This window comes from Pseudomonas marginalis, assembly GCF_900105325.1.
In the GTDB taxonomy this organism is placed as follows: domain Bacteria; phylum Pseudomonadota; class Gammaproteobacteria; order Pseudomonadales; family Pseudomonadaceae; genus Aquipseudomonas; species Aquipseudomonas marginalis.
In genome coordinates this window covers 1270975-1293900 of record NZ_FNSU01000001.1, presented here as the reverse complement: position 1 = coordinate 1293900, position 22926 = coordinate 1270975, and the positions used below count along the sequence as shown (strand labels likewise).

Annotated in this window: 20 protein-coding genes and 5 pseudogenes; 13 read left to right on the top strand and 12 right to left on the bottom strand. The window is 61.1% G+C overall.

What is annotated here, in order from left to right; translation table 11 throughout:
• Positions 1-83 precede the first annotated feature (83 nt).
• A complete protein-coding gene (locus BLW22_RS06320; protein WP_074844716.1) occupies positions 84-1637 on the top strand; it encodes a glycoside hydrolase family 17 protein in 1554 nt (517 codons plus the stop codon).
• A gap of 35 nt (positions 1638-1672) precedes the next feature.
• On the opposite strand, the gene BLW22_RS06315 is transcribed toward BLW22_RS06320, so the two are convergent.
• On the bottom strand, positions 1673-2041 hold the full coding sequence (locus tag BLW22_RS06315; RefSeq protein WP_065924484.1) for a hypothetical protein: 369 nt from the start codon (positions 2039-2041) through the stop codon (positions 1673-1675).
• Between the two features lie 236 nt (positions 2042-2277).
• Here BLW22_RS06315 and BLW22_RS06310 point away from each other — a divergent pair, with 236 nt between their 5' ends.
• Positions 2278-3576, top strand: a complete 1299-nt coding sequence (locus BLW22_RS06310; protein WP_027607050.1) for a serine/threonine protein kinase — start codon at positions 2278-2280, stop codon at positions 3574-3576.
• Entirely contained in the window at positions 3569-4357 is a 789-nt protein-coding gene (locus BLW22_RS06305) for an MlaA family lipoprotein (protein ID WP_065924483.1), read from the top strand. Before BLW22_RS06310 ends, BLW22_RS06305 begins: the two co-directional genes overlap by 8 nt.
• 55 nt (positions 4358-4412) lie before the next feature.
• Here the strand turns inward: BLW22_RS06305 and BLW22_RS06300 are convergent.
• The 3 genes and pseudogenes from BLW22_RS06300 to BLW22_RS35215 all read right to left on the bottom strand — a co-directional run.
• Positions 4413-5243 (bottom strand): annotated as a pseudogene (locus tag BLW22_RS06300) (DUF808 domain-containing protein); the annotation flags it as partial.
• A 7-nt stretch (positions 5244-5250) separates the two neighbouring features.
• Positions 5251-6456, bottom strand: a complete 1206-nt coding sequence (locus BLW22_RS06295; protein ID WP_065924368.1) for an ISL3 family transposase — start codon at positions 6454-6456, stop codon at positions 5251-5253.
• A gap of 97 nt (positions 6457-6553) precedes the next feature.
• Positions 6554-6643, bottom strand: a pseudogene (locus BLW22_RS35215) (hypothetical protein); the annotation flags it as partial.
• A 291-nt stretch (positions 6644-6934) separates the two neighbouring features.
• On the opposite strand from BLW22_RS35215, the gene BLW22_RS06285 reads away from it, so the two are divergent.
• Positions 6935-7540: a TetR/AcrR family transcriptional regulator gene (locus tag BLW22_RS06285; protein ID WP_065924481.1), complete on the top strand. Its 606-nt coding sequence runs from the start codon at positions 6935-6937 to the stop codon at positions 7538-7540.
• Between the two features lie 213 nt (positions 7541-7753).
• Here the strand turns inward: BLW22_RS06285 and BLW22_RS06280 are convergent, their stop codons facing one another.
• The gene (locus tag BLW22_RS06280) at positions 7754-8194 is read right to left on the bottom strand and encodes a GlcG/HbpS family heme-binding protein (protein ID WP_074844709.1); all 441 of its coding nucleotides are present in this window, start codon (positions 8192-8194) and stop codon (positions 7754-7756) included.
• 256 nt (positions 8195-8450) lie between these two features.
• Between BLW22_RS06280 and gcl the strand changes: the two genes are divergently transcribed.
• From gcl to BLW22_RS06240, 8 genes and pseudogenes are all read left to right on the top strand, one after another.
• Positions 8451-10226: a glyoxylate carboligase gene (gene gcl, locus BLW22_RS06275; protein ID WP_074844706.1), complete on the top strand. Its 1776-nt coding sequence runs from the start codon at positions 8451-8453 to the stop codon at positions 10224-10226.
• Between the two features lie 10 nt (positions 10227-10236).
• Positions 10237-11019 carry a hydroxypyruvate isomerase gene (hyi, locus tag BLW22_RS06270; protein WP_074844700.1) on the top strand — a complete coding sequence of 261 codons (783 nt, stop codon included), beginning with the start codon at positions 10237-10239 and terminating at the stop codon, positions 11017-11019.
• 166 nt (positions 11020-11185) lie between these two features.
• Positions 11186-12076: a 2-hydroxy-3-oxopropionate reductase gene (locus BLW22_RS06265; RefSeq protein WP_074844696.1), complete on the top strand. Its 891-nt coding sequence runs from the start codon at positions 11186-11188 to the stop codon at positions 12074-12076.
• A gap of 55 nt (positions 12077-12131) precedes the next feature.
• Complete coding sequence (locus BLW22_RS06260) at positions 12132-13412, top strand: glycerate kinase type-2 family protein (protein ID WP_065947267.1); 1281 nt, start codon at positions 12132-12134, stop codon at positions 13410-13412.
• A pseudogene (locus tag BLW22_RS06255) lies at positions 13402-13572 on the top strand (pyruvate kinase); the annotation flags it as partial. The gene BLW22_RS06260 and the pseudogene BLW22_RS06255, both read left to right, overlap by 11 nt.
• Before the next feature lie 239 nt (positions 13573-13811).
• Complete coding sequence (locus BLW22_RS06250; protein ID WP_065924474.1) at positions 13812-14687, top strand: urea transporter; 876 nt, start codon at positions 13812-13814, stop codon at positions 14685-14687.
• A gap of 31 nt (positions 14688-14718) precedes the next feature.
• Positions 14719-15543, top strand: coding sequence for an ion transporter (locus BLW22_RS06245; RefSeq protein ID WP_065924473.1), 825 nt, complete (start codon positions 14719-14721; stop codon positions 15541-15543).
• Positions 15544-15639: 96 nt separating this feature from the next.
• Positions 15640-16644, top strand: coding sequence for a sulfate ABC transporter substrate-binding protein (locus BLW22_RS06240; RefSeq protein WP_065947265.1), 1005 nt, complete (start codon positions 15640-15642; stop codon positions 16642-16644).
• Positions 16645-16699: 55 nt separating this feature from the next.
• On the opposite strand, the pseudogene BLW22_RS06235 reads toward BLW22_RS06240, so the two are convergent.
• A pseudogene (locus tag BLW22_RS06235) lies at positions 16700-17314 on the bottom strand (DUF5666 domain-containing protein).
• 141 nt (positions 17315-17455) lie between these two features.
• Between BLW22_RS06235 and BLW22_RS06230 the strand changes: the two are divergent.
• Positions 17456-18652 carry an MFS transporter gene (locus tag BLW22_RS06230; protein ID WP_074844692.1) on the top strand — a complete coding sequence of 399 codons (1197 nt, stop codon included), beginning with the start codon at positions 17456-17458 and terminating at the stop codon, positions 18650-18652.
• On the opposite strand, the gene BLW22_RS06225 is transcribed toward BLW22_RS06230, so the two are convergent.
• From BLW22_RS06225 to BLW22_RS06200, 6 genes and pseudogenes are all read right to left on the bottom strand, one after another.
• A complete protein-coding gene (locus tag BLW22_RS06225) occupies positions 18649-19053 on the bottom strand; it encodes a type II toxin-antitoxin system HicB family antitoxin (RefSeq protein ID WP_065924469.1) in 405 nt (134 codons plus the stop codon). The genes BLW22_RS06230 and BLW22_RS06225 overlap by 4 nt on opposite strands.
• An 11-nt stretch (positions 19054-19064) precedes the next feature.
• Positions 19065-19253: a type II toxin-antitoxin system HicA family toxin gene (locus BLW22_RS06220; protein WP_065947262.1), complete on the bottom strand. Its 189-nt coding sequence runs from the start codon at positions 19251-19253 to the stop codon at positions 19065-19067.
• 242 nt (positions 19254-19495) lie between these two features.
• Positions 19496-20980: a M10 family metallopeptidase C-terminal domain-containing protein gene (locus tag BLW22_RS06215; protein WP_074844690.1), complete on the bottom strand. Its 1485-nt coding sequence runs from the start codon at positions 20978-20980 to the stop codon at positions 19496-19498.
• 364 nt (positions 20981-21344) lie between these two features.
• On the bottom strand, positions 21345-21917 hold the full coding sequence (gene phnN, locus BLW22_RS06210) for a phosphonate metabolism protein/1,5-bisphosphokinase (PRPP-forming) PhnN (RefSeq protein ID WP_065924466.1): 573 nt from the start codon (positions 21915-21917) through the stop codon (positions 21345-21347).
• Positions 21917-22084, bottom strand: a pseudogene (locus BLW22_RS35210) (alpha-D-ribose 1-methylphosphonate 5-triphosphate diphosphatase); the annotation flags it as partial. The pseudogene BLW22_RS35210 and the gene phnN, both read right to left, overlap by 1 nt.
• 434 nt (positions 22085-22518) lie before the next feature.
• Entirely contained in the window at positions 22519-22914 is a 396-nt protein-coding gene (locus tag BLW22_RS06200) for a hypothetical protein (RefSeq protein ID WP_074844687.1), read from the bottom strand.
• Positions 22915-22926 lie beyond the last annotated feature (12 nt).

Sequence of the window (22926 nt, the reverse complement as noted above, 5' to 3'; positions counted from 1 at the left end):
TGCATGTCAAAATTATGCAGCCCCACTGGGATAGCGCAAATCCGGGTAAGATGCGCGCCTTTGCTCCCCCAGATAAGCCGACCATGCCCGCCACTGCCCGCTTCCCTGCCCTGCCCTATTGCTTCGCTTTGATCCTCGGCCTGCTGGCCCTTGTCGGCTACTGGTATGGCCTCGGCCGGCCGGTGGTGCTGCCGGATGTGGCCAGTGCCAGTCACAAGCTGCAATGCGCGTCGTACACACCGTTCGACAAGGACCAATCGCCCTTCGACCAACCGTTCACACTGCGCCCCGCGCGCATGGACGCCGACCTGGCCCTGCTGGCCACCCGCTTCGAATGCATCCGCACCTACTCCATGACCGGCCTGGAAGCCTTGCCGGACCTGGCGCGCAAGCATGGGTTAAAGGTGATGGCGGGCGCCTGGGTCAGCAGCGACCCGGTCGCGACCGAAAAAGAAGTCGACCAACTGATCGCCTCGGCTAACGCCAACCCCGATGTGGTCACCTCGGTGATCGTCGGCAACGAAGCGCTGCTGCGCAAGGAAGTCACCGCCAAACAGCTGGTGACGCTGATCCATAAAGTCAAAAGCCAGATCAAGCAGCCGGTCACCTACGCCGACGTCTGGGAGTTTTGGCTGCAGCACCCGGAAATCGCTCCGGCGGTGGACTTCCTGACCATCCACCTGCTGCCCTACTGGGAAGATGACCCCTCCGGCATCGACCAGGCCCTCAAGCATGTGGGCGATGTACGCCAGACCTTTGGCAACAAATTCGCGCCCAAGGACATATTGATCGGCGAGACCGGCTGGCCCAGCGAAGGTCGCCAGCGCGAAACCGCAGTGCCAAGCCGGGTCAATGAAGCCAGGTTCATGCGCGGTTTCGTGGCCATGGCCGAAGCCAATGGCTGGCACTACAACCTGATCGAAGCGTTTGACCAGCCGTGGAAGCGCGCCAGTGAAGGTGCCGTGGGCGGCTACTGGGGCCTGTTCGATGCCGACCGCCAGGACAAGGGCGTCCTCGCCGGACCGGTGACCAACGTGCCGCACTGGCCGCTCTGGCTCGGGGTGGGCGGGATTATCCTGCTGGGCACGCTGGTGCTCGGTGGCCGCGTTCGCAGCACTCGTGCCGCGATGGCCCTGCCGCTGCTGGGTGCAGTGGCGGCCTGTTCCATCGGCACCTGGGCTGAACTGACCCGCGTGACTGCGCGCTTCAACGATGAATGGGCATGGGCCGGTTTGCTCGTGGCGCTGAACGTGCTGGTGCTGGCCCACGCTGCACTGGCCTTGAGTGCCCGTGAAGGCTGGCGCGAACGCCTGTTCAACTGGCTGGAACACCGTGCCGGCTGGCTGGTGGCAATCGCCGGGTTCGCGGGCGCCGTGATGATGCTGGCACTGGTGTTTGACCCACGCTACCGCAGCTTCCCGAGTGCGGCGCTGCTGCTGCCGGCGTTGGTGTACCTGGTTCGTCCGGTGACCGGGCCACGCCGGGAGATTGCCTTGCTGACCTTTATCATCGGGGCCGGCATCGCGCCACAGCTTTACCGTGAAGGTCTGCTGAACCAGCAGGCATGGGGTTGGGCATTGGTAAGCGGGTTAATGGTTGCGGCTTTGTGGCGGTGCTTGCGGATGCGCAAGGCTTAAAAGCGCCATCGGGGGCAAGCCCCCGATTGGCCTTATCAGGCGCGCCGCGACTGCCTGACCAACCGCAACCCCGCAATCACCACCGCAAACACCGCAAACGAGGTGTTGTACAACGCCAGGGCCGGCAGCCCGAACACCAGCCCAAGTACCGCCAAGCCCCATCCCGCACGGCCCGGCACGAAAAACGCCAGCACCGAGGTCACCAGCGCGGCCCAGCCCAGCACTTTGAAGTGAATCATCAAACCCAGGTTCGAACGTACCTGGCATTCCCAGCGGCTGGCCTCGTCGGCACAGATGCCGACCCACTGGCCATCTTCCATAAAGCCGTAACGCGCGCCATAACTGGCAGCCAGCCATAACGGCAGGGCAATAAGCAGCAAAATCAACGGCAAGCGGCGGGACATGGAGCACTCCGATAGGCAAAAACGGCGCTCAGCTTAATGCGCCGGCGGCCGTTAGCAAGGTGCGTACACACAATTAGTGTTCACTAATGCATGGCAAAGTGTATCGTCTCGCTACTATTACCCCGATTCCGACGTTATTTTCCGACTTTTCGTGCCGAGAGCTGGCACTTCGGTGGCAACGCGGTGGTCATAGCCTGCGAACTTCATTAAGCACGTTTCCTCTTAGGGATTAAGTCATGCTCCGTTCCTTGCGCTGTGCTGCCTTACTGGGCAGCCTTTTTTTGAGTGCGTCAGCACTGGCCGTCGATATCGACCAAGCCAGCTATGGCTACCCTTTGACCAATCCGTTCGAAGCGACCATCGCCACCACACCGCCTGACCTTCGGCCTACATTGCCGACCGATGACGAGATCAACCAGTCCGACTACACCCTGAATATGCGCCCCGAGCGCGAGTTCAGCCTGCCGGACAACTTCTGGGCAGTGAAGAAGCTCACTTACCGCATCGCCAAGCAGGATCGCGCCGCGCCGCTGATCTTCCTGATCGCGGGCACCGGTGCGCGGTTTGACAGCAGCATCAACGAATACCTGAAAAAACTGTATTACCAGGCCGGCTACCACGTGGTGCAACTGTCGTCGCCCACCAGCTTCGACTTCATCGCCTCGGCTTCGCGCTTCGCCACCCCCGGCATCAGCCAGGAAGATGCCGAAGACATGTACCGCGTGATGCAGGCCGTGCGTGCCCAGAATGCCTCGCTGCCGGTGACCGACTTCTACCTCACCGGCTACAGCCTCGGCGCGCTGGATGCGGCGTTTGTCAGCAAGCTCGACGAGACCCGCCGCAGCTTCAACTTCAAGAAAGTGCTGCTGCTCAACCCGCCGGTCAACCTCTACACCTCGATCACCAACCTCGACAAGCTGGTACAGACCGAGGTCAAGGGCATCAACAACACCACCACCTTCTATGAACTGGTGTTGAACAAGCTGACCCGTTACTTCCAGCAAAAGGGCTACATCGACCTCAACGACGCCCTGCTCTACGACTTCCAGCAATCCAAGCAGCACCTGACCAACGAACAGATGGCCATGCTGATCGGCACCTCGTTCCGCTTCTCGGCGGCCGACATCGCCTTTACTTCGGACCTGATCAACCGCCGCGGCCTGATCATCCCGCCGAAGTACCCGATCAGCGAAGGCACCAGCCTCACGCCGTTTCTCAAGCGTGCACTGCAATGCGACTTCGATTGCTACCTCACCGAACAGGTAATCCCGATGTGGCGCGCCCGCTCCGACGGCGGCAGCCTGTTGCAACTGGTTGACCAGGTCAGCCTGTACGCCCTCAAGGACTACCTGCACGCCAGCCCGAAAATCGCCGTCATGCACAACGCCGACGACGTGATCCTCGGCCCGGGCGACCTCGGCTTCCTGCGCAAGACCTTCGGCGATCGCTTGACCGTCTACCCCTTGGGCGGCCACTGCGGCAACCTCAATTACCGCGTCAACGCCGACGCCATGCTGGAGTTCTTCCGTGGCTAAATATCTTCTGCTGCTTGCCGCCCTGATGTGCGCAGGCGTTGCCAATGCCGACAACAGCAAGGCTCACGCGCCTGTGGTGATGGACTCCGACGGTTTCAAGGAGCCGTTGAGCAAACTCAAGTTCAACCCGGGCCTGGACCAGCGTGAATTCGAACGCTCGTCGGTCAACGCCCTCAACGTGTATGACCCGCTCGAATCGTGGAACCGCCGCGTGTACCACTTCAACTATCGCTTTGACCAATGGGTGTTCCTGCCGGTGGTCGACGGTTACCGCTACGTCACGCCAAGCTTCCTGCGCACCGGCGTGAGCAACTTCTTCAACAACCTGGGCGACGTGCCCAACCTGTTGAACAGCCTCTTGCAACTCAAGGGCCACCGCTCCCTGGAAACCACCGGGCGCCTGCTGCTCAACACCACCGTCGGCGTAGCCGGCCTGTGGGACCCGGCGACCGCCATGGGCCTGCCGCGCCAGAGCGAAGACTTCGGCCAGACCCTGGGCTTCTACGGCGTGCCCGGCGGTGCCTACCTGGTGCTGCCGATCTTCGGTCCGTCGAACCTGCGCGACACCGGCGGCCTGCTGGTGGACTACACCGCCGAGTCCCAGATCAACTTCCTCAACGTCTCCGAAGTCAGCTCCAACCACCCGGAAATCTGGGCCCTGCGTGCGGTGGACAAGCGCTACCAGACCAGCTTCCGCTACGGTCAGATGAACTCGCCGTTCGAGTATGAGAAGGTGCGGTATATCTATACGGAATCACGCAAGTTGCAGATTGCCGAGTAAATAACGCCCGTAAAAAAGGCCATTCGATTGAATGGCCTTTTTTTGTGGCGGCGATTTATGCCCTGAGCGCTTTCCAGCTCTTGCCCACCACGCTGACCACTGCCAATACCACCGCCCCGGCAATAATCCCCGCCACCGCATTCAGTAACGTCGGCATCAACCACGCCAATGCACCTGTGCCCTGGCTCACACCCTCGATCCAGTGATGCACCACCGGCACGCCATGGGTAAGGATGCCACCGCCGACCATGAACATCGCCGCCGTGCCGATCACCGACAGGCTCTTCATCATGTACGGCGCCGCGCGCAGGATGCCGCCACCGATACTGCGAGCCATCTGGCCAGGCTTCTGGGTAAGCCACAGGCCCAGGTCATCCAGCTTGACGATACCGGCCACCAGCCCGTAGACGCCGATGGTCATGACGATGGCGATGCCCGACAGGACAATCACTTGCTGCATCAACGGCGCATCGGCCACGGTGCCGAGGGTGATGGCGATGATTTCCGCAGAGAGGATGAAGTCGGTACGAATAGCGCCTTTGATCTTGTCCTTTTCAAAGGCCACCAGATCAGTAGCCGGGTTAGCCACCGCTTCAACCAGCTGCGCATGGTCGGCCTGGACTTCAGCCTTGCTGTGCAGGAATTTATGCGCGAGCTTCTCGAAGCCTTCGAAACACAGGTAGGCGCCGCCGAGCATCAACAACGGTGTGACGGCCCAAGGGGCAAAGGCGCTGATCAACAGCGCAGTGGGCACCAGGATCAACTTGTTGATGAAGGACCCCTTGGCAACGGCCCATACCACCGGGATTTCCCGCTCGGCACGCACGCCGGAAACCTGCTGGGCGTTGAGCGCCAGGTCATCGCCGAGCACTCCGGCGGTTTTTTTTGGTTCATCACGGATTACCGGGAAAGACGCTCTTGATCTTCATGAAGAAGAATTCGCTATCCCGGTAACCGTACGCCATCCGTTTGATGACCTTTATTCGATTGTTTATTCCTTCCAACTGACCGGTGTGCATCGGCCAGCGAACCCGACTGACGATGCCCCGCCAATAACCCTTTAGCCGTTTGGCAAACTGGATCAGAGCCGGTATTTCGCTTTCATATGCATGGCGCAGCCATTGCTTCCAGGCCGATCTCCAGGTCCAGGCAGTGCTCGGTGTCCAGAGCGTTTTGAGTTCAGCCTTCATCAAATAAACTGTCATCAGCGATTGGTTGGCCTCCAATAAATCCTGCAAATGGACCTGTTGTTCCGGCGTTTTCAGGTTCTGTGGGTTACGCAGCAACAGCCATCGTGCCTGCTTGATGACCTTGCGAGCCGGCTTGTTATGACGCAGCCGATTAGCTTCGTCGACGCGGACCCGATCAATCACCTCTCGGCCATATTTGGCCACCACATGGAAAAGGTCGTAGACCACTCGCGCTTTCGGGCAATGCTGGCGAACCTCCAGATCAAAAGCAGTATTCATGTCCATCGCCACCGCTTCGATTCGAGCGCAGCCCTCCGGCCCCAGTTCCTCGAAGAACGGCCTGACTGCCGCTCGGCTACGGCCTTCACCGATCCACAGCACTCGTCGTGTATCGGCATCCAGCACAACGCTGGCGTAACGATGACCTTTGAATAACGCGAACTCGTCCATGATCAGGCGTCGTGGTTGCGCCTTCGGCAACTCACTCAACACCGCCTGCAAGGCTCGACGCTCCAGCAACCGAACAGTGTCCCAATGCAGTCCAAACATCTGGGCCACGTGCAGGGTGGGAAGGCGCTCGCAGGCCTGAATGACCGCCTCGGCCAAGCGGCGCGTCATGCGGGCATAGCGATCCAGCCAACTGACGGCCTCCATGCGTTTTCCACAGTCGCGGCAGCCAACACGCCTGAGCAAAATGCTGAGGCGCACCGCGCGACCGAGAATGGGCAGATCACGAACGGTTCGCTCACAATACTCATGAGTGGTTGAACAAGGTTTTTGGCAGCCGCCGCAGGAAGGGAATCGGGTGGCGTGGGGAATCAGATCGATCTTTAGAGCGTCACCATCGGGCTTGATCGTGACGACAGAAAAGCCCTCCCAAAAAGGAAGGAAAGTATTAATATCACGCATAAGAACGCCGGTTTTTTAGATGTGTTTGCTCGCACGAACATCATCAATCAAATCGGCGTTCTTGTTTCTGTGTTTCCCGGGATTCCGTGATGAACCTTTTTTTTGCCGCTACTTTTGTCATCAGGGCAACGTCATCGAGTACTGCGGCGATGTCGTCGATCAACACCAACAAGCTGCTTCCTGCCATGAATCGGGCTTCCTTAAGAGAGGGATGGGCGGAGCATAACGCGGCGCAGGGCTTTGCGGGCACATTGTTGAGGCCCGCGGATAGCCGGTGCTACCATGCGCAACCGCCTGTCCTGGCAAGGAAACTCCCCGTGCTCAGTTTCATAGATACGTTTCTCTTTTGGCGAGTGGCTGTTGTCGTCAGGCAAGGAGCCGCGACGACTCATAGCTCGCTATGGGGAGGAGCGGCGACGCAGAATGGCGGCAACAGACGCCGTCAAAAAGAAACAGTATCTGTGAGACTGAGCACTTTATGAGCACCATTCGCGAGCGCAACAAAGAAAAGATCCTGCGGGCGGCGAGCGAGGAGTTTGCCGACAAGGGCTTCGCCGCGACCAAAACCAGCGACATCGCCGCCAAGGCCGGGCTGCCCAAGCCCAACGTCTATTACTACTTCAAGTCCAAGGACAACCTCTACCGCGAGGTGCTCGAAAGCATTATCGAGCCGATCCTGGCGGCGTCCACGCCGTTCAACCCCGAGGGCGAGCCTTCAGCGGTGCTGAGCAACTACATCCGCTCGAAAATCCGCATCTCCCGCGACCTGCCCTTCGCCTCCAAGGTGTTCGCCAGCGAAATCATGCATGGCGCACCGCACCTGAGTGCCGAGCAGGTCCAACAACTCAATGCCCAGGCCAAGCACAATATCGACTGCATCCAGAGCTGGGTGGATCGCGGGTTGATTGCAGCTATCGACCCTCATCACCTGATGTTCAGCATCTGGGCGGCGACGCAGACCTATGCGGATTTCGACTGGCAGATTTCCGCGGTGACCGGCAAAGCCAAGCTGGATGAGGCCGATTATGAAGCGGCGGCGCAGACGATTATCCGGTTGGTGCTCAAGGGCTGTGAACCCGACTGACACACTGAGGTGCCCCCGATGAGCATAAGTATCTACACAACTTCAGTAGGATAACGCGTAGCAGCTGTCGAGCCTTGGCGAGGCTGCGTTTGCGGCGCGTCTGACACACCGCCGACGCAGCCTCGCCAAGGCTCGACAGCTGCTACGCAGGGGGCTCGGCTCAAGATGTGTAGATACCTATGCCCCGATGAGGCCCTGATAGTCACTCAATGCTTAAGCTGACACCCCCGCATCCGCCCTCAACCCCAGCCCCTCGATCGCCGTGATCGCACACTGCTCATCAATATCCGACGTATCCCCGCTGATCCCGATCGCCCCCAGTACCGCCCCCGCCTGATCCCGAATCAACACCCCACCCGGCGCCGGCACCACGCTGCCCTGCCCCAGGCTGTTCAACGCTGCGATAAACGCCGGCCGTTGCTGTGCGTCCAGCGCCAGCAAGCGCGAGCCCTTGCCCAGCGCAATCGCACCCCAGGCCTTGCCGATGGCGATCTGCGGGCGCAGCAGGCTGGCGCCGTCTTCGCGCTGCAGAGTGATCAAGTGGCCGCCGCTGTCGAGGACCGCAACGGTCAGCGGTGCGGCTGAGATCGTGCGCCCTGCGCTGAGGGCCTGGCCGGCCAGTTGGGTGGCAATCTTCAAGGTTAAAGCGCTCATGGTGCCGTCCTTCTTTTGTTATTGGGAAAGCGGTGGAAGTCTGTTTGATCAGATGCTCGACCAAACAAATAGAACACAATGACATTTATTTTTGTATACAATATTTTCAAACAAAGACTCCATACGTCGAAAAAAGCCGTTCCGACGAACGCAAAGACCAATCAATAAAATGGATTGACCTGCGCAGCCCGCCGTGAATACACTTTGGACAGACACCACTTGTATACAATTACAAAACGCAAGAGGCACCAAAATTATGAGCAAAATGAGAGCAATCGAAGCCGCCGTCCTCGTCATGCGCCGTGAAGGCGTGGACACCGCCTTCGGTATCCCAGGCGCTGCGATCAACCCGCTGTACTCAGCCTTGCAGAAGGTGGGTGGCATCGATCACGTCCTTGCTCGCCACGTTGAAGGCGCCTCGCACATGGCCGAAGGTTACACCCGCACCAAGGCCGGCAATATCGGCGTGTGCATCGGCACCTCGGGCCCGGCGGGCACCGACATGGTCACCGGCCTCTACAGCGCCTCGGCCGACTCGATCCCGATCCTGTGCATCACCGGCCAGGCGCCACGGGCCCGCATGCACAAGGAAGACTTCCAGGCCGTGGACATCACCAGCATCGTCAAGCCGGTGACCAAGTGGGCGACCACCGTCCTCGAGCCGGGCCAAGTGCCGTACGCGTTCCAGAAAGCTTTCTATGAAATGCGCTCCGGCCGCCCTGGCCCGGTGCTGATCGACCTGCCGTTCGATGTGCAGATGGCCGAGATCGAATTCGACATCGACGCCTACCAGCCGCTGCCACTGGCCAAGCCACTGGCCACGCGCATCCAGGTCGAAAAGGCCCTGGCCCTGCTGGATCAGGCGGAACGCCCGTTGCTGGTGAGCGGCGGTGGCGTGATCAACGCCGATGCCAGCGAGCTGCTGGTGGAGTTCGCCGAACTGACCGGCATCCCGGTGATCCCGACGCTGATGGGCTGGGGCACCATTCCCGACGATCACCCCCAGATGGTCGGCATGGTCGGCCTGCAGACGTCCCACCGCTACGGCAACGCAACGCTGCTCAAGTCCGACGTGGTGCTGGGGATCGGTAACCGTTGGGCCAACCGCCACACCGGTTCAGTGGAGGTATACACCGAAGGGCGTAAATTCATTCACGTCGACATCGAACCAACCCAGATTGGTCGCGTATTCACCCCGGACCTGGGCATCGTGTCCGACGCCGGCTCCGCGCTGACGATGTTCATTGAAGTGGCCCGCGAGTGGAAAGCCGCCGGCAAGCTCAAGGACCGCAGTGCCTGGCTGCATGACTGCCAGCAGCGCAAGGCGACCCTGCAGCGCAAGACCCACTTCGACAACGTGCCGGTCAAGCCGCAACGGGTGTACGAAGAGATGAACCTGGTGTTCGGCAAAGACACCTGCTACGTCAGCACCATCGGCCTGTCGCAGATTGCCGGCGCGCAGTTCCTGCATGTGTACAAGCCCCGCCACTGGATCAACTGCGGCCAGGCCGGCCCGTTGGGCTGGACCATTCCGGCGGCGCTGGGCGTGGTCAAGGCCGACCCGAGCCGCAAGGTGGTGGCGCTGTCCGGCGACTATGACTTCCAGTTCATGATCGAAGAGCTGGCGGTGGGCGCACAGTTCAAGCTGCCGTACATCCATGTAGTGGTGAACAACTCCTACCTGGGGCTGATCCGCCAGGCCCAGCGCGGGTTTGAAATGGACTACTGCGTGCAGTTGTCTTTCGACAACCTCAACGCTCCCGAGCTGAACGGCTATGGCGTCGACCACGTCGCAGTTGCCGAAGGCCTGGGTTGCAAGGCCCTGCGCGTGTTCGAACCGGGACAGATCGCGCCGGCGTTGCGCAAGGCCGAACAAATGATCGAGGAGTTCAAGGTACCGGTGATCGTCGAGATCATTCTGGAGCGCGTGACCAATATTTCCATGGGCACCGAAATCAACGCCGTCAACGAATTCGAAGACCTGGCCCTGGTCGGCAACGATGCACCGACTGCCATTTCCCTGCTCGATTAAGGAGAACCCTATGCCGCGCTTTGCCGCCAACCTGTCCATGCTGTTTACCGAGCAGGACTTTCTCGCTCGCTTCAAAGCCGCTGCCGATGCCGGTTTCCAGGGTGTCGAGTACCTGTTCCCCTACGAATTCAGCTCGGCTGACATCAAGGCCCAGCTCGACGCCCACGGTCTGACCCAGGTGCTGTTCAACCTGCCGGCCGGTGACTGGGCCAAGGGCGAACGCGGCCTGGCGTGCCACCCGGACCGGGTCGAGGAATTCCGTGCTGGGGTCACGCTGGCCATCGCCTACGCCCAGGTGCTGGGCAATACCCAGATCAACTGCCTGGCGGGGATTCGGCCCCAGGGTGTGGATGATGAAACCGTGGAAAAGACCTTTGTCGCCAACCTCAAGTACGCCGCCGACAAGCTGCAGGCGGCGGGCATCAAGCTGGTGATGGAAGCGATCAACACCCGCGACATTCCGGGTTTCTACCTCAACAACACTGCACAGGCCCTGTCGATTCGCGAACAGGTGGGCAGTGACAACCTGTTCCTGCAGTACGACATCTACCACATGCAAATCATGGAAGGCGACCTGGCCCGGACCATGGCGGCGCACCTGGAGGAGATCAATCACATCCAGCTCGCGGACAACCCTGGGCGCAATGAGCCGGGAACCGGGGAGATCAACTACCGCTTCCTGTTCGAACATCTGGACCGCATCGGGTACGCGGGTTGGGTCGGCTGTGAATACAAGCCGCTGACCACCACCGAAGCGGGTTTGGGCTGGCTTAAAGCCCACAACACCATCTAACCGACACCACACAAAACCTTGTGGGAGGGGGTTTGCTGTAGTGAGGGGGCTTGTCCCCCGACGGGTTCACCACTGACCCCATGGGGCTGCTACGCAGCCAGCGCGGGACAAGCCCGCTCACCACAACAAGCCCAGCGCCCACAGAGAATAAAAAGAGGACTTCATCATGGCTAAAATCGGATTTATCGGCACCGGCATCATGGGCCAGCCCATGGCCGCGAACCTGCAGAAAGCCGGTCATCAACTGTTTCTTTCCGAACACCACGGCAAGGCGCCGGCCGAGCTGATCAGCGCCGGCGCCGTGGCCCTGGCCACCCCGCAGCAAGTGGCCCAGGAAGCCGAGTTCATTATCGTCATGGTCCCCGACACGCCGCAGGTCGACGACGTGCTGTTCCGTGCCGACGGTGTGGCGGCGGGCCTGTCGCCGAACAAGGTGGTGATCGACATGAGTTCGATCTCTCCCACGGCCACCAAGGCGTTTGCGGCGAAGATCAACGAGCACGGCGCGCAGTACCTCGACGCCCCGGTGTCCGGCGGTGAAGTCGGCGCCAAGGCCGGGACCTTGAGCATCATGGTCGGTGGCGAACCACAGGCCTTCGAACGCGCCCTGCCGCTGTTCCAGAGCATGGGCAAGAACATCACCCTGGTGGGCGGCAATGGCGATGGCCAGACCGCCAAAGTGGCCAACCAGATCATCGTCGCGCTGAATATCCAGGCGGTGGCCGAAGCGCTGCTGTTCGCCTCCAGGAACGGCGCCGACCCGGCCAAGGTGCGTGAAGCGCTGATGGGCGGCTTTGCCTCGTCGAAGATCCTCGAAGTGCATGGCGAACGCATGATCAAGGGCACCTTCGATCCGGGTTTCCGCATCAACCTGCACCAGAAGGACCTGAACCTGGCCCTGGCCGGTGCCAGGGAACTGGGGATCAACCTGCCGAACACCGCCGGCACCCAGCAGGTGTTCAGCACCTGCGCGGCGCTTGGTGGCGGGAATTGGGACCACTCGGCGCTGATCAAGGGATTGGAGCATATGGCGAACTTCTCGATTCGCGATAAGTAACCCCCCTTTGAAAGGGCTGCACCTCTAATAACAAAAATCCCCCGGGAGCCCGCTTATGTCGGTCGATCCGCAACACCTGCTTCGCGAGCTGTTTGCCACAGCCATCGACGCCGCCCACCCCCGGCACGTCCTCGAACCCTGCCTGCCCGCCGACCGCAGCGGCCGCGTGATCGTGATCGGCGCCGGCAAGGCGGCGGCCGCCATGGCGCTGGTCGTCGAGAATTGCTGGCAAGGCGAAGTCTCGGGCCTGGTGGTGACCCGCTACGGCCACGGCGCCCCTTGCCAGAAAATCGAAGTGGTCGAAGCCGCCCACCCGGTGCCCGATGCCGCCGGCCTGGCGGTGGCCAAGCGCGTGCTGGAATTGATCAGCAACCTGGGCGAAGACGACCGGGTGATCTTCCTGCTCTCCGGCGGCGGCTCGGCACTCCTGGCACTGCCTGCCGAAGGCATCAGCCTGGCCGACAAGCAGGCCATCAACAAAGCCCTGCTCAAATCCGGCGCCACCATTGGCGAGATGAATTGCGTACGCAAGCACCTCTCGGCAATCAAGGGCGGTCGGCTGGCAAAGGCGGCCTGGCCGGCCACGGTCTACACCTACGCGATTTCCGATGTGCCGGGCGACCAGGCCACGGTCATCGCCTCCGGCCCCACGGTCGGCGACCCCAGCACCTCGCAACAGGCCCTGGCGATCCTCAAGCGCTATGGCATCGACGCACCGGCCGCCGTGCGCAGCTGGTTGCAGAATCCAGCCTCGGAAACCGTCAAGCCCGGCGACCCGGTACTCGTCCGCAGCCACTTCCAACTGATCGCGCGCCCGCAACAATCCCTGGAAGCGGTGGCGGTGAAAGCGCGCCAGGCCGGTTTCAGCCCACTGATCCTCGGCGACCTGGAAGGCGAAGCGCGGGACGTGGCCAAAGTGCACGCCGGCATCGCGCGGCAAATCGTGCAGCACGGCCAGCCGCTGGCGGCGCCGTGCGTGATCCTTTCCGGCGGTGAAACCACCGTCACCGTGCGCGGCAACGGCCGTGGCGGGCGCAACGCCGAATTCCTGTTGAGCCTTACCGACAGCCTCAAAGGCCTGCCGGGCGTGTACGCCCTGGCCGGCGACACCGACGGCATCGACGGCTCGGAAGACAACGCCGGCGCAATCATGACCCCGTGCAGCTATGCGCGCGCCGAAGCTCTGGGCCTGTCGGCCAGCGACGAGCTGGATAACAACAACGGTTATGGCTACTTCGCCGCCCTCGACGGCTTGATCGTTACCGAGCCGACCCGCACCAATGTCAATGACGTGCGCGCCATCCTGATCCTTGAGACTGCCCGCCATGACGCCTGACAAGAAGGTCAAGATCCTCGCCACCCTGGGCCCGGCCACCGACGGTATCGACGACATCCGCGAGCTGGTGCAAGCCGGGGTGAATATCTTTCGCCTCAACTTCAGCCACGGTGAGCATGCCGATCACGCCCGGCGTTACCACTGGATTCGCCAGGTGGATGAAGTGGTTCCACGGCGCTGGAGATTGCCCAGGCCCAGGGCATGGCGCAGCGCGGGCAGACGGGGTCGACCAACTCCTTGCGTATAGAGACGCTGATCTAGCGCCTGTAGAGGCCCCATCGGGGCAAGCCCCCTACCACATTGGACAGCATTCACACATTTAACTATGTGAACCCAATCAAGTGTGGAAGAGGGCTTGCCCCCCGATGGGCCCAACTCGGTCCCACTGACTCACTAAAAATGCACACCCCAACCTGCCCCGACTGGGCCGAAGCCCTGCTCAACGGCTTCAGCCAGATCTTCCTGCAACGCCATCCGTTGTGCGGCCTGCTGTGCCTGTTGGCGATCCTGATCGGCGCCCCGGCCTTGCTCGGCGGTGCGCTGCTGGGTGGGGTCGCCGGGTTGCTCACGGCCCAGCGTCGCGACTATCCCAAGGCCGAGCGCCAGGCTGGACTCTATAGCTACAACGGCGTGCTGCTTGGTTTGCTGATCAGCCAGCATTTCGCCTGGTCGGCCTTGTTGCCACCGCTGATCCTCGCGTGCGGCGGCTTGAGCGCGATCCTCACGCGGCAGTGGCTGAAACACGCCAGTCGGCCGCACGACCTGCCCGCCTACACCGCGCCCTTTGTCGGCCTGGGCTGGCTGCTGCTGGGCAGCGTCCCACACAGTGCCTTCGCCCTCGGCGAGCCCGATACCCTGGCGGTGCTCGGCGCGCCGTTCACCGGCCTCGCGCAAATCATGCTGCTGGACCAGCCGCTGGCGGGCGCGCTGATTGCCCTCGGCCTGTGGCTGGCGAACCGACGTGCCGCGGTCTGGGCCGTGATCGGCGCCAGCAGCGGCGTAATGATCGCCTTGTTGCTGGACGACACCAGCGCCGCCCTCCTCGGCCTGCACAGCTACAACCCGGCTCTCGCGGCCCTGGCGCTGAGCCAGGCACGGCGCCAACCCTGGCTGCCGCTGCTCGGCATCCTGCTGGCGATCCTTCTCACACCGGGCTTTGCTGCCCTGCATCTGCCGGCACTCACCGCGCCGTTTGTCCTTGCCTGCTGGCTGGTACTCGCCGGCGCCCGAATACTCAGGAAACCCCGCATGGACAGCCCCTTCGAATCCCCCTAGGCTTGCTCGATATTCGATTCAGGCGGGCTTTATGGACAGCAACAACGACTGGCGTCAGCGGCTCTACGTCATGGTTTTTCAAAGCGACACCGTCGCCGGGCGGCGCTTTGACGGCATCCTGCTGTTGATCATCCTCGCCAGCCTGGTGATCGTGATGCTCGACAGCATCGACCAGGTCCACCAGAACTACGCCGATGTGCTGGCCTACATTGAATGGGGCTTCACCCTGATCTTCCTGATCGAGTACGGGTTGCGCCTGTACTGCTCGCCCAAGCCGTTGCGCTACGCCTTCAGCTTTTACGGGCTGGTGGATCTGCTCGCCATCGTGCCCGGCATCCTTGCGCTGTACTACAGCGACGCGCAGTACCTGCTGATCATCCGCATCATCCGGATGCTGCGGATTTTCCGCGTGCTCAAGCTCAGCCCGTACCTCAAGCAGGCCAACTACCTGATGGCGGCGCTGCGCGGCAGCAAGCAGAAGATCGTGGTGTTCCTGGTGAGCGTGTGCACCCTGGTCACGGTGTTCGGTACCTTGATGTATGTGATCGAAGGCCCGGAGCACGGCTTCACCAGTATCCCCAAGGGCATCTATTGGGCGATCGTGACGCTGACCACCGTGGGCTTTGGCGATATCGTGCCCAAGACGCCGTTGGGCCAGGTGATTTCGTCGCTGGTGATGATCACCGGTTACTCGATCATCGCCGTGCCCACGGGGATTTTTACTGCCGAGCTGGCCAGTGCCATGCGCGGTGAGCAACTGCAACACGACTGCCCGGTCTGCAGGAAAAACAGCCACGAGCCCAACGCGGCGTTCTGTTCGCGCTGCGGCAGCAATCTTTTTAAGAAAGTGGAATAAGCAAAGTTCTTTTTAATCTTTAAGCGACTAAGTGCCCCCGGCTATAGTCGCTGGCAATGTGCCTCCCCTCTTCTCCCGAACAACAAGGAATGAGCAGTGAAAAAACTCGTAAGCGCCTCTCTCCTGGCCGCCGGCCTTGCCCTGGCGGGCGCCGTCCAGGCCGCCCCGGTCACTCTGCTCAACGTCTCCTACGACGTGATGCGCGATTTCTACAAGGACTACAACGCCGCCTTCCAGAAGCACTGGGAGGCCGAGCACCCGAACGACAAGCTGACCCTGCAGATGTCCTTCGGCGGTTCCAGCAAACAAGCGCGCTCGGTGATCGACGGCCTGCCGGCTGACGTGATTACCATGAACATGGCCACCGACATCAACGCTCTGGTCGACAACGGCAAACTGGTGCCGGACGACTGGGTCACCCGCCTGCCGAACAACAGCGCGCCGTTTACCTCGGCCACCGTGTTCATCGTGCGCAAGGGCAACCCGAAAGCCCTGAAAGACTGGCCTGACCTGTTGAAAGATGGCGTGCAGGTGATCGTGCCCAACCCGAAAACCTCGGGTAACGGCCGCTACACCTACCTGTCGGCCTGGGGTTATGTGCTCAAGAACGGCGGCGATGAAGACAAGGCCAAGGCCTTTGTCGGCAAGCTGTTCAAACAGGCGCCCGTGCTGGACACCGGTGGCCGCGCCGCCACCACCACGTTCATGACCAACCAGATCGGCGACGTGCTGGTGACCTTCGAGAACGAAGCGGAAATGATCGCGCGTGAATTCGGCCGTGACCAGTTCGAAGTGATCTACCCAAGCGTCTCCGCCGAAGCCGAGCCGCCGGTGTCGGTGGTGGATAAAGTGGTCGAGAAGAAAGGCACCCGCGTGGCGGCTGAAGACTACCTGAAGTACCTGTGGTCGCCGCAAGGCCAGGAAATCGCCGCCAACAACTACCTGCGCCCGCGTGACCCGAAGGTGCTGGCCAAGTACACCGACCGCTTCCCGAAAGTCGACTTCCTGTCGGTGGAGAAGACCTTTGGTGACTGGCGCACCGTGCAGAAAACCCACTTCAATGATGGTGGGGTTTTCGACCAGATCTACTCCGGTCAGTAACTGACAAATGTGGGAGGAGGCTCGCCCCTCCCACATTTAGATCTGGGTTTTGCAGCTACATCGGCGGTGTCACGCCATCCTTGCCGGCTGAGATGGCTTGGGCCGTGATTTTCCCATCCGCCCCCTGCGCGGCAAACAACACCACCTTCACCCCCGGCTTGAGCAAGCTGCGGTCCCCCGGTTCCAGGTTGACGATCGGCACATCCTCCGGCACCACGATCTTCTATTCGCCGCCTTTGTATTTCACGATCAACGTCCGCCCTTTGCTGACCACCAGGTCGCCGACGGTGCCGTTGGTCATGCTGCTGCCTTCCTTCAGGTCAAACGCCCGATGCCCGTCCCCCGTGCCAGCCATGGCTGGCGGGAACACATGCACTTCCAGCGCCGTGAGAGTACCGTCGGCGTTGGGCATGGCGGCCGAGCCGATGTAGCTGCCGGGTTTTATTTCGTCGATCCTGGCCAGGGTAACGGCGCGCACCTGGGTATCCTTGGTCAGGTGCACGGTGACGTCTTCACCGCTGTTGACCTTGACCTGCATCGCATCCCCGTCCATCGCGGTGATTGCCCCGCGTACGCCTACGCGCGGGGCATCGGCGGCATTGGCCAGGCCCAGGGCCATTGCAGCAGCGAGGCTTGAAACCAGGAGTATCTTGTTGAACGTGATTTTCATGGCGCTGGATTTCCTGTTTCAGCAGTTGTTTCTGAATGTATCATCACCCGGCATAAGTGATATCACCACAAACGGCCTACTCGCCGTTGAGCCTTGTCTTTACTCTCGCTCGCCATCTACCTTCGCTTTTATGAGAACACCATGAATGCTACCCCCCACGCTACGAGCACCATGACCCGCGCAATGGTGATGCTGTTTGCGTTTTGCTGCGGCGCCATCGTCGCCAACATCTACTACGCCCAGCCGATCATCGAACTGATCGCCCCCGACATCGGCCTCACCCCCGCGATGGCCAGCCTGATTGTGTCCCTGACGCAGATCGGCTATGCCCTCGGCCTGTTTTTCCTGGTCCCCCTGGGCGACCTGCTGGAAAACCGCAAGCTGATGATCATCACGACCGTGGTGGCGATTGCCAGCCTGTTGGGCGCGGCCTTTACCGAACAACCGAACCTGTTCCTGCTGGTGTCGTTGCTGATCGGCTTCAGTTCGGTGTCGGTACAGATCCTGATCCCCCTGGCCGCACACCTGGCGCCTGCCGAGTCTCGGGGCCGGGTGGTCGGCAGCATCATGGGTGGCCTGCTGCTGGGCATCCTGCTGGCGCGGCCAGTGTCCAGCGTCGTGGCTGACCATTTTGGCTGGCGCGCGATGTTCATGGCCGCCGCCGCGTTAATGGCGTTTATCAGCGTGGTGCTGATGCTGACCATCCCCAAGCGCCAGCCGGACCACAGCGCCAGCTATGGCCAATTACTGCGCTCCCTGGGCACCCTGTTGCGAGAACAACCGCTGCTGCGCCAACGTGCGTTTTACCAAGGCTGCATGTTCGCCACGTTCAGCCTGTTCTGGACCGCCGCCCCGCTGGAGCTGGTGCGCAACCACGGCCTGAGCCAGACCCAGATCGCGATCTTCGCCCTGGTCGGTGCCATCGGCGCCATTGCCGCACCCATCGCCGGGCGCCTGGCCGATGCCGGCCACACCCACCGCGCGTCGCTGCTGGCCATGGTCTTTGCGGTGTTGAGCTTCCTGCCGGCCTTCGTGCACCCGCTGTACAGCGTCATCGGCCTGGCGGTGACCGGCGTGGTCCTGGACTTCTGCGTGCAGATGAACATGGTCCTCGGCCAACGCGCCATCTACGCCCTCGACGCCAACAGCCGCAGCCGTTTGAACGCGCTGTACATGACCAGCATCTTCATCGGCGGCGCCTTCGGCTCGGCGATTGCCAGCAGCGTGTACGAACACGCTGGCTGGCTGGGTGTGATGCTGGTGGGCAGTGCGTTCCCGCTGGTGGCGTTGTTGCGGTTCCTCAGTGCGTCGCGGCAAACGGCTGTCGCCACCGCCTAGGAACGCACCAACTTCTCCAAAGCCGCATCCGCCAGAAATGACGAGCGGCTTTTGACCTTGTGCTCGCGCACATACCGGTCGATTCGCTGGATGACATAGCCGGGCAAGGTCACATTGACCTTCTCGGTCTTGCCCAGATACGGCGAGATGTCCAGCTCCAGCATGCCCCAGCCCATCCCGGCGTAGTCTTCGTGGGTGTGATGATCGGCCACCGACGTTGGCATCGGAATCACCCCGCCCTCTGCGGCGATCTCCTGCAGCAGGATGTGCGCGACTTCCACAGCGGCGTTGTAGGCCTCTTCGAAACTGTCCCCGGCGGTGACTGCGCCTGGAATATCGGGGATCTGGATTCCGGTGGCGGTGAAGTCATCGCCCCATTCGATACAGATTGGGTATTGCATGAATGCTCTCCTTAAAACTGAAACAGCCCGGCACGTTTCCTGATGCTTCTGATGGTGCCCAGCGGCAGATCCTTCTTCGGATGCGGCACCGGGATCGTGTACGGGTTATAGCGGTGGGTAAAAATATGATGACTGCCCGTGACCCGATCCAGCACCCAACCCGCCTCTTGCAGCTCCTTGATCAATAGCCTGCTTTGCACACCAGCCTCCTTGGCTCGGCCTAAATAAAAGTAACCCTAGAGTTATCTTTACTCAAGCACAAAATAGGTCAGGCTGACTGATGGTTGTTTTGCGCGATGTTGAAAACCGCCAACCGAGTGACATGCCATGGGCATTCCCCACAGGCTTGTCTGTGCGTTGCAAGGGCCAAGGCCCTGGCGTTTGCCGACCATGGCAGGCGCTGATCAAGGCTTGAGCCTGTCAGCGCCTCGTCATGGCAGTGTTATCTGCGGGCATCCGACGGCTGGACAGTGTTTTGTATCCACTGCAACAAGGCTGAGAACGCCTTGATCATCACCTCGCGTAACGCTGCAAGCGGGTCCGTGCTGCTATCCGGCGGCGGCGCAGGGGCCGGTGTGGGGACAACCTTCGGTGCGGGTTTAACCTCCGGCTTTTGCCCCTGCCACTGCACATCGCCGGGTTTGATCTGGCCAATGCTCTTGACCACCAGGTCGGCGCTGCCGCTCCCCTTCAGATCTATCTCCAGGCTTGAACGCCCGGTGGCCGCGTCGTGCCTGAGCAATGCCTCGCCGGCGCGACCAGAGAATCGATCAGTGAACGTCAGGGCACCGACGCGCGCCTCTTTCAATGCACCCGAGACGTCAATCTTGTCCGTCCCGCTGGTAAAGTCCTCGATCAGATCAGGATGCTGCGGTGTGGAGTCGCTGGCCTTGTCGTAGTCAAAAATATCCGCCCCGCCGCCGCCCCGCAGCCTGTCTGCACCCAAGCCGCCCTTGAGCCGATTGTCCGCCTCATTCCCCGTCAAGACATCACGTCCGGCCCCACCGATGGCGTTTTCAACCACGCAGCCCTTGGCGATGGAAACATTGCCCTTCAAGCCGCCCACATCGGAAAACGACTCGGCGTTCAAATTGATGTTCTGGTTCTGGGAAAACCCGGAACAATCCAGGGTGTCGTTACCGCCCCCATCCCATATGCAAAAGATAGCTTTATCCCTGGCACTGGTGAGGGTCATGGCGTCGCGGCCGGTATTGGAATTGAAACCGTAGGTGGTGTCGGTGTTGCGGGTTTTGTGATTGGCCCCATAGAGCCGCTGAACGGCTGCGATGTCATCCATCATCGGGGCAGAGGGATTCGAATACCGAAAATCATGGCCGGCCTGGTTCGTCTCCGACCAGTAGCTCATCACACTGCGTGCCTTTGTATCGCCGGCATACCTGGCACCATTGTTGTAATCAGCACCGCCGCCATTGTAGTCACCCGGATGCTGCAGGCCGATGGCGTGGCCGATTTCATGCACGGTAGTGACTGAAAAGTGACTGCCCTGCGCCGGCGAACTACTTTCTCGCAGTGTGCCGACCGTGGCCGTGGTGGTGGTAATGCCGCGGGAGGGTGAGCTGGCGACGCCACGGTCACCGCGCGGGTTGTTTTTGATGTGGACCGTGCCGTCGGCGCCGGCTGCCCGTTCCTTGAAACTGATGTTGGCCACGTCCTCCCAATATTGCACCGCCTGGCGCACTCGGCGTTGCTGCGCGACGCTGAACGTCGGGTCTACCGTATAGGAGAGGTCGATCCGCTTGTCGCCATTACGGTCGTGGAAATGCAGATTATTGCGGGTGATGTACTTTCCGGCCTGTTCCGTCGTGAAGGTTGGTTTGCGACCGGCGCCCACACCATAGGGGCCAGGATCGGAAGGCGGCAGGTTTTCAAGTGAGAAGTTGAGCCGAGAACGTTCAGAGCAAATCATGGGCAGTGCGCTCCCTATAGTAAGTTAATGAGTCGAGTCAATCAGAATCGACGCAATAAACTCCCATGCAGAAAACGCTCAGGACAGCGCTGATTTAGTTCGTACTGAAACACACTAAGGCGGCGCAACATGCGCTAAGACAGGCACTAAACCACTTGCAATTTAAACAACTGAACACACACTTTCGCGCAAAAAAACTTATTGGATTTTCAGGAAAAAAACATAATCCTACAAAACCGTGCTGATTTGACTACACCAAATCCGGCCTCACCCAGATACATGCACTTAAGGTTTTCCGCCGAATTCGCTGCATGTCAGGATCTCGCCGCTTGACATGCCCCGCACGTCACCGGTGCAGGCAGGGTCAGGCCCATACGCAATGCCCCTGGTTCAGGCAACACAGCAGGCGCTCGACCGTGTGTTCCAGTGGCCCGGAGTTATCCAGCACAAACAACCCCGAGCCATTGCCGGCGATCAGTTCGGCGGTGAACCGTGCATTGCGCGCCAGACGCTCCTCGATATCCGCCTGGGCCTCACGCCCCCGCGCCACCAGGCGCTGGCGCAATACGGCTTGATCCACCGCCAGCAACAGCACCCACACATCCGGGTAGCGCTCGCGGGTCTGCGCCAGGTGCGCGCGAGAACCATTGACCAGCACGTCCTCCCCCGCTGCCAGCCATTCGTCGATGACCTTGGGGATGCCGTAGGACAACCCGTTGGCGTGCCAGCTGAGGGCAAACGCACCCTCGGCCTGCATCACGGCGAATTGCTCCGGGCTGACGCCCTGGGCCGCCTCGCCCACCGCTTCCGCCGAGCGCGTGATCACGCGGCGCACAATCCGGCAACCGCGCTCGGCCAACCGCGGGCGTGCAGCCTCCAGCAGGCTGTCCTTGCCCGAACCCGATGGCCCGATGAGATAGATCAACCTGCCCGCCATCAAAACATCCTCTTCGCTTGTTGCCAGATTGGTTGCACCACGGGTAGCCCTGCGCGACTCCTGGCTTGGACCAGGTCGGCGCGCAGGCCAATGGCGATTTTCCCCGCACTGGAAAGTATATCCAGCAATCCCTCGGCAGCGACCACGTTACTGAAGTGCGCGCCGCCTCAATATTTGCTGGGCGTAGTGCTTGCTCAACCCTGATGGGTTGGTGAGTTTTTTGAAAGTCGCCTGTGGCGGTGATTCAGTCCGTTTCAAAGGGCGAGACAGCCGGAAGTATCTTCAATTCAAAATCTTCCAGAGCCAACATCGCCCCATTTGAAGATGATTCAAGCCGCAAGCAGGTGCTAGCGGTGGTACGGATGGTTGAGATTGCGCAGTTGTTAGGGGGTGCGGCACTGGAGCGGGAGTGTACTGTGGCTTGATGGCCGAGGAGATCTCCTGTGGGAGGGGGCTTGCTCCCGATAGCGGGAGGTCAGTCAGGCATTAATCAACTTAAAGACCGCTATCGGGGGCAAGCCCCCCTCCTACATTTGCCCTCCAGTGTCTGGAAGAATGGGTTTCACAGGCATGAAGAAGGCGACTCGAAGATCGCCTTTTGTCATTGCGCGTACTGCTTGCTCAATCCCGGCGGCACGCCTTGCACGTCGGTGTCTTCCCATGGGCCGTTGGGGCTGATGGAGCGGCTCCAGCCGTTGCTCCAGCGGTAGTAGGTGCGCTGGCGGTAGAAGGTGTCGGGCTGGTCGTCCAGCACGTACACCTGCATCTTGCCGTCCCAGTGGCTGGCGGCGCCCGGTGGTGGGGCGAAGGTGGGTGATTTGGTCGGCAGTGGCTTCGGCGGCGGGGTCACCGGGCCAGAGGGCTTGGTGCTCGGCTGGGTCGAAGGGCCTGACGGCGGGATGGTCGGGCCGGTCGGCGCAGGCGGTGGGCGGTGGACCGCACAGGCGCTCAGGCCCAGTACCAGGCTGAGCAGGGTGATGCGTGCAAATGCGGTCATGGGCGTTTCCTC

What these genes read in the sequence shown, in the direction of transcription:
- BLW22_RS06320 (WP_074844716.1), top strand. Translation starts at nt 84, where the DNA reads ATGCCCGCCACTGCCCGCTTCCCTGCCCTGCCCTATTGCTTCGCTTTG.
- BLW22_RS06315 (WP_065924484.1), bottom strand. Translation starts at nt 2,041, where the DNA reads ATGTCCCGCCGCTTGCCGTTGATTTTGCTGCTTATTGCCCTGCCGTTA.
- BLW22_RS06230 (WP_074844692.1), top strand. Translation starts at nt 17,456, where the DNA reads ATGAATGCTACCCCCCACGCTACGAGCACCATGACCCGCGCAATGGTG.
- BLW22_RS06260 (WP_065947267.1), top strand. Translation starts at nt 12,132, where the DNA reads ATGTCGGTCGATCCGCAACACCTGCTTCGCGAGCTGTTTGCCACAGCC.
- BLW22_RS06200 (WP_074844687.1), bottom strand. Translation starts at nt 22,914, where the DNA reads ATGACCGCATTTGCACGCATCACCCTGCTCAGCCTGGTACTGGGCCTG.
- BLW22_RS06245 (WP_065924473.1), top strand. Translation starts at nt 14,719, where the DNA reads ATGGACAGCAACAACGACTGGCGTCAGCGGCTCTACGTCATGGTTTTT.
- BLW22_RS06280 (WP_074844709.1), bottom strand. Translation starts at nt 8,194, where the DNA reads ATGAGCGCTTTAACCTTGAAGATTGCCACCCAACTGGCCGGCCAGGCC.
- BLW22_RS06265 (WP_074844696.1), top strand. Translation starts at nt 11,186, where the DNA reads ATGGCTAAAATCGGATTTATCGGCACCGGCATCATGGGCCAGCCCATG.
- hyi (WP_074844700.1), top strand. Translation starts at nt 10,237, where the DNA reads ATGCCGCGCTTTGCCGCCAACCTGTCCATGCTGTTTACCGAGCAGGAC.
- BLW22_RS06215 (WP_074844690.1), bottom strand. Translation starts at nt 20,980, where the DNA reads ATGATTTGCTCTGAACGTTCTCGGCTCAACTTCTCACTTGAAAACCTG.
- phnN (WP_065924466.1), bottom strand. Translation starts at nt 21,917, where the DNA reads ATGGCGGGCAGGTTGATCTATCTCATCGGGCCATCGGGTTCGGGCAAG.
- BLW22_RS06295 (WP_065924368.1), bottom strand. Translation starts at nt 6,456, where the DNA reads ATGCGTGATATTAATACTTTCCTTCCTTTTTGGGAGGGCTTTTCTGTC.
- BLW22_RS06250 (WP_065924474.1), top strand. Translation starts at nt 13,812, where the DNA reads ATGCACACCCCAACCTGCCCCGACTGGGCCGAAGCCCTGCTCAACGGC.
- BLW22_RS06310 (WP_027607050.1), top strand. Translation starts at nt 2,278, where the DNA reads ATGCTCCGTTCCTTGCGCTGTGCTGCCTTACTGGGCAGCCTTTTTTTG.
- gcl (WP_074844706.1), top strand. Translation starts at nt 8,451, where the DNA reads ATGAGCAAAATGAGAGCAATCGAAGCCGCCGTCCTCGTCATGCGCCGT.
- BLW22_RS06225 (WP_065924469.1), bottom strand. Translation starts at nt 19,053, where the DNA reads ATGCAATACCCAATCTGTATCGAATGGGGCGATGACTTCACCGCCACC.
- BLW22_RS06285 (WP_065924481.1), top strand. Translation starts at nt 6,935, where the DNA reads ATGAGCACCATTCGCGAGCGCAACAAAGAAAAGATCCTGCGGGCGGCG.